Here is a 12,090-nt window from a genome sequence, read left to right on the forward strand (position 1 = left end):
GTTGTGTAAAAAGCTGTCGCTTAGGAACAATCAGGATGAAAGCGCCGCATCCAGCTGCTTGTCTTTCTCCAGCAGCAGGACAAACTCATCCAACGGCACAGGCTTGCTGTAATAGAACCCCTGGTAACAACTGCAACCGAACGCTGCCAGCATGTCCAGCTGGCTTTTTTCCTCGACCCCTTCGGCCACGACATCCAGATCCAGCAGCTTGCCCATGGTGACAATGGTTTCCACCAACACGCGATCATTGCGATCAGTGACAATGTCGCGCACAAAACTGTAGTCGATTTTCAACGTAGTAACCGGCAGTCGTTTGAGATAACTGATAGAGGAATAACCGGTACCAAAATCATCCAGTGAGAAGCTGATACCCATGGACGACAAGGTTGTCATGGTGGAGATGGTCTCTTCAACATTTTGAATCACCACCCCTTCGGTAATTTCGATATCCAGGCTGTTGTCGGGTATCGCTATCTCGTGCAGCACGCGCGCCATATCATCGACAAAGTTTTGCCCCCGGAACTGGCGCGGGCTGATATTCAGGCTCAACTTCATGCGCTCGCCCCAGAGCCCCTGATACGCCAGAGTTCTCAAGGTGCGACAGCCCTCTTCGATAATCCATAACCCCACATCCATCATCAGCCCTGAGGCCTCCAGAATGGGGATAAATTCTCCGGGCGAAACCAATCCCCGCTTCGGGTGTTCCCAACGCAGCAGCGCTTCCGCGCCCAGGATACGACCACTTTCGATACACACCTTGGGCTGGTAATACAGCAGGAACTGCTGCTCGGCAAACGCCTTGTGCAACTCCCCTTCCAGCTGCAATTGGTGAGACACCTTGTCCGCCATGCCCAGGTTAAAGAATTCGATGGCGTCGCGCCCCTTATCCTTGACTTGATACATGGCGGTATCGGCAAACCGCAGCAGTTCGTGTACGGAGGTTTCGTTGTCAGAATAAACAACGATGCCAATACTGCAGGAAACGTGCAGTTTCATGTCTTTGTAGGGATAGGGCTGAGACAGGCTCTTGCGAATTTTTTCCGCCACTTCGCCAGCTTTCAAGCCAGCGGTATCCAGGTCCTGATCCAATACGGTCAACACCACCACAAACTCATCGCCGGACAGTCGTGCGACAAGGTCTTCCTCGCGCACGGAATTGAGCAACCGTTGTGCCACCTGTTTTAGCAGTTGATCACCCACCGGGTGCCCCAGCGAATCGTTAATATTCTTGAAATGATCGAGATCGATAAACAGCACCGCGCCGTAGTATCGATGACGACGGGCGCGCACGATTTCATGCTCGAGACGCTCCACCAAATGCACCCGGTTGGGCAGATTGGTGAGCGCGTCGTGGTAAGCCATGTACTCCATTTTTTCTTCCGCCTCTTTGCGCGCGGATATGTCGGTGGCAACAATCAGGCTAAAACGTTCGCCCTTGAGCGTAATCGGTTTGACATGACCCTGTAGATAGCGTTTCTGCCCCGACACGGCTTCAAAGTAACCCTCGAAGCTGCCGGACAACATCTCACTCTGACCCGGCTGAGCGGACGAACCCGATCGGGATGTTGAGGTCTCAAGCGTGAAGCCAAAGTCCATCATATTAACGCCGGCAATAGACTCCACCGTTTTGCCAAAAAAACTGGCCATATTCTGATTGGCGAACTCGATGGTGCCGTCGAGATGCTGCACCCCCACCATAGCCGGCAGTTCATTGATGATCATACGAATGGCTTCTTCGCTGTCCCGCAATGCCTGCTCTACATGCAACCGCTGTACAAACGCCTCTCCCACGGCGTCCAGCAATTGATTACTGGAAATCGCCAGCTGGGTCAGTTCGTCCTGGCGCTGGGGATTGGGCACAGTGATGCGATGATGCCCGGGCTCTTCCGGTCGAATACTCTGGATCTCCTTGAGCATACGAATCAGGGGGCTGGTCAAGGTGTAATAAAAAGCCACAAACAGCAATAACACCAGCAGCATGTTACGCACCATGCCGCTGAGGATGACTAATTTGGAGCGCTGGTAAAAGTTGCCCAGTGCAGAGTTAAGATCGACCTTAAAAGTAATTGATCCGGCCGCAGTGTCGCCATAGCCGGGAATTTTAAGACGAGAGGTGTACACCTTCGACGACTGGGAGATATAGCCGGTCAACCAGCTGGTAGAGGTCTTCGGACGGGGTTTTTCACCCCGGGCCAGCACATTACCCAATTCATCGAGTACCGCCACCTCGTAGATAAAATCATAGGCCAGCAGGCCATTGACCACCTCTGAGGAGAGGTCATCGTCCAGGGTGTGAACAGCGCGAGTGGCCGGAGGCGCGGCAACCTCAATAACCTGGCCAACCAAAAGATCGAGTTCGTCCTCCTGGGCCTGAAAGTCCAGGTACAACTGAAAGGAACTCATGGCCAGACCAAGGGCAAAGGCCAGTATCACGCCGACCTTGGCAAGACGATAGGAAATACCCTGAAAGAATGACTGCACGCACGCTCTCTTAATCAACCCGATGATCTGTATCTTGCCGACAGAGCTCTGGGGCACGACGAATTTGCCATTACCCCCTGCCGCCGGTGCAACAAGCATAGCAAGAATCGGTAGGATCTGTCGCTTTTATGCTTATTTGAGACCACAACAGGCACACTTTTTGTGTGTATCACCCGAACCGGGTAAAAAAGAGCCGGCGAGAGGTCACCGGCGAGCGCGATGGGTGGTATTTTGCCACCCACAAGCGAGGGAAGAAGGCCCGCCAGCCACCGTGTAAGGCTGGCGCGCCCGATGATGCGAGTTCGGCTTTAGGGGCCGCAATCGCACCGAAGGGTATAACCAATCAGCCCAGCAGATCAGCCGGCGCTACAAACTCGGTATTGAGCGCCTGAGCCACAGGCTCACAAGTCACTTGGCCTTTGTAGATGTTCAGGCCAGGCAGCAGGTTGGCATCACGCTTGAGTGCCTCTTCGGCACCCAGGTCGGCCAGTGCCAGCGCAAACGGCAGAGTGGCATTATTCAAAGCCATGGTGGAGGTACGGGCAACCGCGCCTGGCATGTTGGCTACGCAGTAGTGAATCACACCGTCAACCACGTAAGTGGGCTCCTGGTGAGTGGTCGCCTTGGAGGTCTCAAAGCATCCACCCTGGTCGATGGCCACATCCACAATCACAGAGCCTTTCTTCATACGGGAGATCAGTTCACGGCTCAGCAGCTTGGGCGCTGCGGCGCCGGGGATAAGCACTGCACCAACCACCAGATCTGCTTCCAGCGCATATTGCTCAATGCTCTCAGTGCTGGAGTAAACACACTTAACACGACCGGCGAATTCAGTATCCAACTGACGCAGACGCGGCAGGGAACGATCCAGAATAGTCACATCAGCACCCAGCCCCACAGCCATAGTGGCCGCCTGGGTACCTACAACGCCACCACCGATCACCAGCACCTTGGCCGGAGCAACCCCGGGAACACCGCCGAGCAACGCACCCAGACCACCCTGGGCCTTCTGCAGATGGTAGGCACCGGCCTGTACTGACAGGCGACCGGCAACTTCTGACATAGGCGCCAACAACGGCAGACCGCCATTGCGATCGACAACGGTTTCATAGGCGATACAGGTCGCGCCAGACTCAGCCAGCAGGCGAGCCTGCTCAGGGTCGGCGGCCAGGTGCAAATAGGTAAACAGCAGCTGACCTTCACGCAGCTGGCGACATTCGTGTGGCTGAGGCTCTTTCACCTTGACCACCATTTCGGCCGTGGCAAAAATCTCTTCAGGGGTATCAATAATGCTGGCGCCAGCCTTTACGTAGGCTTCGTCTTCAAAACCGATTCCGGCGCCGGCCTGGGTTTCTACGATTACTTCGTGACCGCGACCAACCAGCTCTCGTACGCTGGCAGGGGTCAGGCCCACACGGTACTCGTGGTTCTTAATTTCCTTGGGTACACCGATCAACATATCACTCTCTCCAGTGTCGCTATTCGACATCAACTAGACGGGGTTGGTAACAATCAACGTTATGTGACTATCTTAGGCTTCGTTTCGGCGGAAATTTTCCTTATTTTTGCCCTCATCCAGTCAAATGAACTATCATTGGCATATAGAATAGTGATTTTGGCTAGCATCATGGAAAAGCTTAATACCCTTGATAAAAATATTATTCGCGTACTGCAAAAAAACGGTCGAACCAGCTTTGCGGAGCTCTCCAGACAGGTCGGATTGAGCGCGACCCCCTGCAAGGAACGCGTCAAAAGATTGGAGCGGGATGGCGTCATAAAGGGCTACACCGCCCTGATCAATCCCGACTATCTGGACGCGGGACTGGTGGTGTTTGTGCAGATTCGTCTGTCGCGCTCCGCCCAGGACACTTTCGAGGCGTTTCGGGATGCCGCCATGGCATTGCCGGAGATTCAGGAGTGTTATTTGGTCTCTGGCAGTTTCGACTATTTACTCAAGGCGCGGGTGGCCGATATGGGCTCTTACCGCAAATTTTACGGAGAAACCCTGTTGACACTGCCGGGCGTACACGAGTGCACCAGCTATGTTGTGATGGAGGAAGTAAAAGACACTACCGAGATCCCGGTGCACTATAACCGTTGAGGTGAACAACGATGATTGACGAATTCCTGCTCAAATCCCATGTTCAGAGGGTTGAGAACTGGCCTCATGAAGGTATGGGGTCACTGGACATCACCCCCCTGTTCCGCAACCCGGTGACCACCCGCATGATCACCGATGCTATGACCCAGCGTTATCTGGAACAGGATATCAGCCATATTGTCGCTCTGGACGCTGGCGGATTCCTGTTGGGCTCCAATCTCTCCTATGTACTGAATCTGCCGCTGGTTCTGATTCGCAAACCAGGCAAGCTGCCACCGCCGGTGGAGAGCCTGGAATTTGCCAGTGGGCAATCAACCAACATCCTGGAGATCCAGAGAGATACGCTGCCGGAAGATGCGACAGTGTTAGTGGTGGACGATCTGATCGCCACTGGTAGTACCGCACTGGCGGCAACTCAGCTGCTTCAGCGCAGCGGCGCCAGCGTGATCGAAGTCGCCGCTATTATTGCCATGAGCAATAGCGGCGGGCTTGAACGTCTCAGCGACACCGGCATTGCCAATTACAGCCTGCTGATGCTGGATTAGGTATCCGTTTGTCTGGTTAATTCTGCACGGTAGCGTGCGGCCATCGCCTGGTCGAAGCAACAAAACACCAGGGTTTCAACTGAGCCATTATCAGGAGCAAATGTTCGCGCTTCGGCCACCGCAATCGCTACTGCCTGCTCCAGGGGGTAACCATAGACACCACAACTGATCGCCGGAAATGCAATCGAACCTCGCCCCTGCTCTTTCGCCAGCTGCAGGCAATTGCGATAACAGCTGGCCAGCAACTCCGGTTCGTTGTCATTGCCACCCCGCCAGATGGGACCCACGGTGTGATAGATTGCGGCGGCCGCTAAATCAAAGCCTGCTGTCGCCCGCACCTCTCCGGTTGGGCAACCGCCCAATGCCCTGCAAGCGCGCTGTAACCGCTCTGCTCCGGCGGCACGATGAATAGCACCGTCCACCCCTCCACCACCGGCAAGCGCGCTATTGGCGGCGTTGACCACCACATCCACCTCCAACTGGGTGATGTCTGCGGTTTTAACCTGAATATCCAGAGCCATGGGATTGTTCCTTGCCGGGAGTCTTTACTGGAATGTTAATTGCTGCATCAACTGCAATAGTAGCCCAGCGCCAACAAAAGCGCCGGAAAGCCGACAGAGCAACCAACGGCTAAGACAGATAGTTCACAAAAAAACTGGCGGCTATAGCCATTGCGTACTACAACTAAGAACGCTTTCGCCGATAGCCATGAAGAGCCTGCGAAATCCAAGCTTATTGAGGTATCCGTATGGGGATTTGCGCCAAGGAACTGAGACAATTCGTCATCCAGCCCACCCTCCTGCATCTGGGCGATGACCGGCCCTGTGTCGAAAACCTGCTAATGGGTACCGCCGCCCAGGCCTCGGGGCTGGGCTTTCATTTGACCAGTGATAACAATGAGGGTCTGGGTATATACCAGATTCAACCGCAGACTCACATCCAACTCTGGGACCAATACCTGATCAACGACCCGGATCTGGCCTCCAGGATTCGAGGTCTGGCCAGCCAGCATGAGTTTTTGGCACATCCTCACGCCGAGTTGGCGACCAATCTCAGCTACGCCACAGCGCTGGCCTGGTTGAAGTATCAGCAGGCGGGAGCGGTGATTCCCGATGGTGCCGGCCTTGCGACATTGGCTGAAATCTGGCACCGATACTGGTGCCAATCCGAAACATTAAACCCCGAGTCTTTTATCAACAGTTATCGGGAGAGCATTGAGGGGCTGCAACTGGCCGCGAATTCACAAAAGGCCACAGCGGCCTAGCTCAGAGAGTGGCTTGTGGGCCTCCAACAAAGAACAAGGGGTTAATGGGGGTCAAGCGTGCGCCGCCCTTTACCGCTGCGACGATCCGGGACAATCGCTGAACCGCGAACCTGATGACGACGGTCCTGCTGCTTACGTCGCTGTTCGAGGCGACGCTCATGAAATCGGCCATCCGGTGCCATTTCCTGAACCCAGCAGACTCCACCTGAATCCTTGATGGCCTGTTCAAACCTTCTGGCCTCTTCCAGATCGACATTTTTCTTCACTACCACGGGCACACCACTGGATAGCGTGCTAAGCATATGATCGTTCAGGCCAAAACGACTTTTTAAGCTTTCCCTGGCCACCGTAGCTTCCGTTATATCCTCAAACTTATCGATATAAACCACTTCGTATAAATCGGCCATTGAATGGTCTCCTACTCGCATTCCCTGCTTCAGCATAAAAAATCCCTCTCTTATAAGTTAATAGCAGAAGACCTGCAGTTTGACAAAGAACCATGGGTTCGGGCAAATGCTATTGCTATATCAAAATCATCCGAGCGCAGTCTCATCCCACCTCAACGGTTTCCACCAGTTGTACTCCGCTATTGGATACACCGACTTCCCGTGTGCTAAAAGCGCTGACGGTTGCCTCCTCATAATCATAGGCGTCTCGCTCACCACTGCGGTCCAGGGGCAGGTTATGGAAGTCAAACAAAGACATATCGGCAAGCTGGCTGGGCGAAACGTTCTGTATGGACTTGAAGATACGCTCCACACGACTGACGTCGTTGCGCTCCCACTCATGCAGCATGGCCTTGATTGCCTGGCGCTGCAGATTCTCCTGGGAACCGCACAGATTGCAGGGAATAATGGGGAATTGTTTGTGATCTGCGTAGGCGATCAGATCCTTTTCCCGACAATAGGCCAGCGGCCGGATCACCACATTACGCTTATCGTCCGAGCGCAGTTTGGGCGGCATCGCCTTCAGCCGACTGCCGTGAAACATATTCAGGAACAGCGTCTCCACGATGTCGTCCATGTGATGGCCCAGGGCCAGCTTGGTGGCGCCAATCTTTTCAGCGAAGGCATACAGAGTACCGCGACGCAGGCGTGAACACAGCCCACAGGTCTTCTGGCCTTCCGGGATTTTCTCCCTCACCACACTGTAAGTGTCTTTATCCACAATGTAATAAGGAACACCGATGGATTCAAAATACTCCGGCAAAACATGCTCCGGGAAACCGGGCTGCTTCTGGTCCATATTGACAGCAATGACGTCAAAATTGACCGGAGCGTTCAGGCGCAGGTTCAGGAGAATGTCCAGCATGGCAAAGCTGTCTTTGCCGCCGCTGATGCAGGCCATGATGACATCACCCTCTTCCACCATCTGGTAGTCGACGATGGCATTGCCCACATTGCGACGCAATCGCTTCTGCAGCTTGTTAAATTCGGTCCGCGCTTTGCGCTCAACCACATCGGACATCGGTAACAACCTCTGAAAAAGCAGGCATTGTACGGATTTTGTGCGATTGAGGAAATACAATCCTCGCGGCTGCCGGCGGTTGCCGCTCCGGCGGCAGTGGACTGCCTGAGAACAGCTGCCGCCGAGCCGTACAGAACCCCACTCCCGCAACGGTAACCTCAGGTTTCATGGGGCCTGTACCCATGCGAACCAGACTCAACAGCGCTTGGCATACCCCTTGCAGTACTGCTGTTAAGACTCTGGCGGCAACACCACTTGCCGCTGGCCAGGATTCATATTGCCTACGCGCTACTATTGCCAGTTCGCAACTATTGCCCGTTCGCAACAACAGGAGACAAGGGCCTATGGCCATTTTGCAAGCTGTTCTGCAAAAATTCAGCCGCAAACCTGCTACCCCTACCGAGACACCTGCGCTCAACGACTTGTCCAGCACCATTAAACGCTATGCCCCCCTGTTTGCCCTGCAGGATAAACGCCAGCTGATCGAGGTGATCAGCGAGCGTACCGGGGACACTTTTCAAAGCATGATTCTGGCGGTTGATTTAGCCAATCGTACACTGGAACTGGATGAACTCTTCCCACAACCTGCCGACTTTATTTACCAGCCCGGCGACCGATTTACCGTCAGGCACCACCAGCATGGACAGTTACTGACGTTTACCTCAACCCTGGAATCCCTGACTCTGAGCCTGGGAACCCCGGTATACACTCTGACACTGCCCGAGCAAGTGGGATATCGGCAGCGCCGAACCTCCACCCGTATCTCCCTCAGCCGACAACATCCCCTCACGGTGCGCCTGCAGTCCCCACGCCGCACGCCCTGGTACGCTACCGCCAATAATCTATCGATTGGCGGTATGCGTCTGGTGGTGGGCGGCAACATTCTCGATCAGCTGTCCCGCAACGTGCTGTTGCCGCGCTGTGAGTTCAGTTTTCACAGTGACTTCAAAGTGCAGTGCCAGGCCCGGGTCAAGGCATTTCGGTTTCTTAGGCGTCCCTATCGCCATACCGAAATCAGCGTAGAGTTCAAAGACCTGGCGCCCCAGCATCAACTGCAGCTCAAACAGCTGGTGGAAAGTCTGGAGAGCTCTCCCCAGGCAGCCTAGGCTGCCAGCTTGCTCAAGATTGTTCATAACCCGCCGTTATAAACACTATACTATGAGTCTGGTCTGCTGGGAGGAGCGGCCTCAGTACTCCGTCAAGGAAAGTCAAAAACGCTATGCCGGTCAGGGTAGCCATAAGAATCATAAGGTGAGTTAAGATGCGCAACAACGGGCCCGTCACCGGGCGGGAAGTCCCCCTGGGTACGAAAGACGAAATTGTCTCTGCCACAGATACCCGTGGAATCATCACTTTTTGCAACGATACTTTCTGTCGCATTGCCGGCTACGAAAACGACGAGCTGATGCATCAACCCCACAATCTGTTGCGCCATCCGGATATGCCCGCGGCCGCCTTTCAGATGCTGTGGGATCGAATCAAAGGCGGCAAGCCCTGGATGGGCATCGTTAAGAACCGCTGCAAGAACGGTGATCACTACTGGGTGGATGCCTATGTTACGCCGCTGCGAGAAGGCGGCAATATCACCGGCTACGAATCCGTGCGGGTGAAGGCCGACAAGACAGTGATTGATCGTGCCCAAAACACCTATGACCGCATTAACAGCGGCCAGCCCCCGATCTCGGCCGTCGCCCGTTGGAAACATCGTTTGGTGGATTTCGCACTCAGCACCACCACGGTGTTTGTGCTGCTGCTGATCGATCTCGCCATTTTTGCCGGACTTGACGCAGGCAGCATCATCGGCAGCCTCTTGACCAGTGTGATTGCCGGCATCGCCTGTACCTGGTTGGCCCAACGTGGTCAGCAGGAAGCCCTGCAGCTGGCCCGACGTGAAATCAACGACCCCCTGGCCGCTTATATCTACACCGGGCGGGCGGACGCGATTGGCGAAATCGAATTTGCCCAGCTGGCTCAACAGGCACGCCTGCGTACGGCCCTGGGCCGTTTTATCGAATCCTCCAGGGAGGTGCGCCAACGCTCGGAGATGGCACTGGAACAGGCCCGTTGCAGTCACAATGGTATGACCGCGCAGCAGATGGAAACCGAGAAAGTGGCGGTGGCCATGAAGCAGATGTCCAAGGCGGTACAGGATGTGGCTGCAGGGGCGACGCAAACCTCCGGCGCCACCAGCGAAGCCCTGCAGCAGGTGGGACAGGGTACTCAGGTGCTGCAAGGCGCCAGCCAGGCGATTCAGGACTTGTCCGGAACGGTTGCCAACCTGGGCACGGTGGTGGAGCGCCTGTCGGCGGACAGCGCCCAGATCGCATCGGTGGTTGATGTGATCCGAGGCATTGCCGAGCAGACCAATTTGTTGGCTCTCAACGCCGCTATTGAGGCGGCCCGCGCCGGCGAACAGGGGCGCGGTTTTGCCGTGGTGGCAGACGAAGTCCGGACTTTGGCGCAACGCACACAAGAGTCCACCCAACACATTCAGGACATCATTGAAAAACTCGGCAGCGCCACACGCGATGCCGCTGCCAATATGGGTGACTGCCAGCAGCTGGCCGAGAAAAGCGTGGATGAAATGAGCAACGTAGACGGTGCCCTGGCCTCCATCAGTGAATCTGTGAACTCCATCGACCAGATGTCCCAACAGATTGCCTCAGCCGCTGAACAACAATCCTGTTCTGCCATTGAAATCGAGAACAACACCCAGTCGATTAATGATATTTCAACCCGTACCCAGGAGGAGGCCCAGTCAGCCGCCAACCTCAGTCAGGAAATGGCCGAACTGACCGAGAAACAGCTCAACCTGGTCGAGCGCTTTCAGTAAGCGGCACGACCCGTTAAACGGCGCAGCCATTTAATTCAAGGCCAGCCACCAGGCGAGCTGGGATTTGAATCCGGCTCGCCGTACAATGGCGGATTTTGCAGGAGGCCAGCATGACCCCCGACCAACTCCTCGCCGTTGACCGCAACCACGTCTGGCACCCCTACTCATCCTTTTTAGACGCGCCCCCCTGTTACCCGGTGGCATCCGCCAGCGGGGCAACATTGACGCTGGAGGACGGGCGTGAACTGCTCGATGGCATGTCCTCCTGGTGGAGCGCCATTCACGGTTATAACCACCCAACGCTGAATGCCGCCGTCAACGACCAAGTGCAGAAAATGTCCCATGTGATGTTCGGCGGACTCACCCACCGACCGGCCGCAGAGCTTGGCAAACTGCTGGTGGACATTACGCCAGCCTCACTGAACAAAGTGTTTTTTTCGGATTCAGGGTCTGTCGCCGTGGAAGTGGCGATCAAGATGGCAATACAGTACTGGCACAGCCAGGGCAAAGCGGAAAAAAACCGCTTGCTGAGCCTGCGCAACGGCTACCACGGTGATACCTTTGGCGCTATGTCAGTGTGCGACCCCGTCACCGGCATGCATCATCTGTTTCAGCACAACTTAATGCCCAACCTGTTCACCAAAGCGCCGGTTGCCGGCTACGACACGGCCTGGCGTTCAGAATACGGCAAGGATCTGGAACAATTAATGGCGCAACATCATCACGAGTTGGCGGCATTAATCCTGGAGCCTATCGTTCAGGGAGCCGGGGGCATGCGTTTTTACCCGCCGGAGTATCTCAAATTGGCCCGCGATCTCTGTGATCGCCATCAGGTGATTCTGATCGCCGACGAGATTGCGACGGGGTTTGGCCGTACCGGCAAACTCTTTGCCTGTGAACACGCAAACATTGAACCTGACATCCTGTGCCTGGGCAAGGCCCTGACCGGCGGCTACATGACCATGGCGGCAACGCTGTGCAGCGACCGCATCAGTGATGGCATCTGCCGGGGCGAAGCCGGCGTTTTCATGCATGGCCCGACCTTTATGGGAAATCCGCTGGCGGCAAGCACAGCTTTGGCCAGTACCCGCCTGCTACTGGATCAACCCTGGCAGCAAAACATACAGCGAATCGAATCCCTGCTGACCCAGGGGCTGGATCCGATCTCTGAATTCAACGCCGTTGAGGAAGTACGGGTACTGGGTGCCATCGGTGTGGTGGAAATGAAGCAACCCGTGGTAATGGCTGAAATTCAAAAAGCCTTTGTTGAACGGGGACTCTGGCTTCGACCGTTTGGCAAACTGGTGTATGTGATGCCGCCCTACATCATGTCTGATAGCGAGCTTGAGCGGCTGACCCGCGGAATGTGTGAGGTCTTGGCTGCTCTTTGAGCAGCCAT

General features: G+C 55.3%; 11 protein-coding genes. 6 read left to right on the top strand and 5 right to left on the bottom strand.

Features of this window, described 5'->3' with window-relative positions; genetic code table 11:
• Positions 1-30: 30 nt before the first annotated feature.
• Together HBA55_RS26940 and ald are read right to left on the bottom strand one after the other, a co-directional pair.
• Complete coding sequence (locus HBA55_RS26940) at positions 31-2,481, bottom strand: EAL domain-containing protein (protein WP_166997884.1); 2,451 nt, start codon at positions 2,479-2,481, stop codon at positions 31-33.
• Positions 2,482-2,824: 343 nt separating this feature from the next.
• On the bottom strand, positions 2,825-3,940 hold the full coding sequence (gene ald / locus HBA55_RS26945; protein WP_166997887.1) for an alanine dehydrogenase: 1,116 nt from the start codon (positions 3,938-3,940) through the stop codon (positions 2,825-2,827).
• A 168-nt stretch (positions 3,941-4,108) separates the two neighbouring features.
• On the opposite strand from ald, the gene HBA55_RS26950 reads away from it, so the two are divergent.
• The gene (locus HBA55_RS26950) at positions 4,109-4,582 is read left to right on the top strand and encodes an Lrp/AsnC ligand binding domain-containing protein (RefSeq protein ID WP_166997889.1); all 474 of its coding nucleotides are present in this window, start codon (positions 4,109-4,111) and stop codon (positions 4,580-4,582) included.
• 11 nt (positions 4,583-4,593) lie between these two features.
• On the top strand, positions 4,594-5,127 hold the full coding sequence (locus HBA55_RS26955) for an adenine phosphoribosyltransferase (RefSeq protein ID WP_166997891.1): 534 nt from the start codon (positions 4,594-4,596) through the stop codon (positions 5,125-5,127).
• Here the strand turns inward: HBA55_RS26955 and HBA55_RS26960 are convergent.
• Positions 5,124-5,648, bottom strand: coding sequence for an O-acetyl-ADP-ribose deacetylase (locus HBA55_RS26960; protein WP_166997893.1), 525 nt, complete (start codon positions 5,646-5,648; stop codon positions 5,124-5,126). The two genes, HBA55_RS26955 and HBA55_RS26960, sit on opposite strands and share 4 nt — an antisense overlap.
• 227 nt (positions 5,649-5,875) lie before the next feature.
• Between HBA55_RS26960 and HBA55_RS26965 the strand changes: the two genes are divergently transcribed.
• The gene (locus HBA55_RS26965) at positions 5,876-6,391 is read left to right on the top strand and encodes a hypothetical protein (RefSeq protein ID WP_166997895.1); all 516 of its coding nucleotides are present in this window, start codon (positions 5,876-5,878) and stop codon (positions 6,389-6,391) included.
• Between the two features lie 41 nt (positions 6,392-6,432).
• On the opposite strand, the gene HBA55_RS26970 is transcribed toward HBA55_RS26965, so the two are convergent.
• Both HBA55_RS26970 and ttcA read right to left on the bottom strand, forming a co-directional pair.
• Positions 6,433-6,798 carry a hypothetical protein gene (locus HBA55_RS26970; RefSeq protein ID WP_166997897.1) on the bottom strand — a complete coding sequence of 122 codons (366 nt, stop codon included), beginning with the start codon at positions 6,796-6,798 and terminating at the stop codon, positions 6,433-6,435.
• A gap of 142 nt (positions 6,799-6,940) precedes the next feature.
• A complete protein-coding gene (gene ttcA / locus HBA55_RS26975; protein ID WP_166997899.1) occupies positions 6,941-7,858 on the bottom strand; it encodes a tRNA 2-thiocytidine(32) synthetase TtcA in 918 nt (305 codons plus the stop codon).
• 344 nt (positions 7,859-8,202) lie between these two features.
• On the opposite strand from ttcA, the gene HBA55_RS26980 reads away from it, so the two are divergent.
• From HBA55_RS26980 to bioA, 3 genes are all read left to right on the top strand, one after another.
• A complete protein-coding gene (locus HBA55_RS26980; protein ID WP_166997901.1) occupies positions 8,203-8,964 on the top strand; it encodes a flagellar brake protein in 762 nt (253 codons plus the stop codon).
• A 155-nt stretch (positions 8,965-9,119) separates the two neighbouring features.
• Entirely contained in the window at positions 9,120-10,691 is a 1,572-nt protein-coding gene (locus HBA55_RS26985) for a methyl-accepting chemotaxis protein (RefSeq protein WP_166997903.1), read from the top strand.
• 110 nt (positions 10,692-10,801) lie between these two features.
• Positions 10,802-12,082 (top strand): adenosylmethionine--8-amino-7-oxononanoate transaminase, encoded by a 1,281-nt coding sequence (gene bioA, locus HBA55_RS26990; RefSeq protein ID WP_166997906.1) that lies wholly within the window; start codon positions 10,802-10,804, stop codon positions 12,080-12,082.
• Positions 12,083-12,090: the final 8 nt, after the last annotated feature.

The organism is Pseudomaricurvus alkylphenolicus, assembly GCF_011683955.1.
GTDB lineage: Bacteria > Pseudomonadota > Gammaproteobacteria > Pseudomonadales > Cellvibrionaceae > Pseudomaricurvus > Pseudomaricurvus alkylphenolicus.

Bases quoted from the DNA above. Each gene is read 5' to 3' on its own strand.
- ald (WP_166997887.1), bottom strand. From the start codon at position 3,940: ATGTTGATCGGTGTACCCAAGGAAATTAAGAACCACGAGTACCGTGTG.
- HBA55_RS26950 (WP_166997889.1), top strand. From the start codon at position 4,109: ATGGAAAAGCTTAATACCCTTGATAAAAATATTATTCGCGTACTGCAA.
- HBA55_RS26955 (WP_166997891.1), top strand. From the start codon at position 4,594: ATGATTGACGAATTCCTGCTCAAATCCCATGTTCAGAGGGTTGAGAAC.
- HBA55_RS26960 (WP_166997893.1), bottom strand. From the start codon at position 5,648: ATGGCTCTGGATATTCAGGTTAAAACCGCAGACATCACCCAGTTGGAG.
- HBA55_RS26965 (WP_166997895.1), top strand. From the start codon at position 5,876: ATGGGGATTTGCGCCAAGGAACTGAGACAATTCGTCATCCAGCCCACC.
- HBA55_RS26970 (WP_166997897.1), bottom strand. From the start codon at position 6,798: ATGGCCGATTTATACGAAGTGGTTTATATCGATAAGTTTGAGGATATA.
- ttcA (WP_166997899.1), bottom strand. From the start codon at position 7,858: ATGTCCGATGTGGTTGAGCGCAAAGCGCGGACCGAATTTAACAAGCTG.
- HBA55_RS26980 (WP_166997901.1), top strand. From the start codon at position 8,203: ATGGCCATTTTGCAAGCTGTTCTGCAAAAATTCAGCCGCAAACCTGCT.
- HBA55_RS26985 (WP_166997903.1), top strand. From the start codon at position 9,120: ATGCGCAACAACGGGCCCGTCACCGGGCGGGAAGTCCCCCTGGGTACG.
- bioA (WP_166997906.1), top strand. From the start codon at position 10,802: ATGACCCCCGACCAACTCCTCGCCGTTGACCGCAACCACGTCTGGCAC.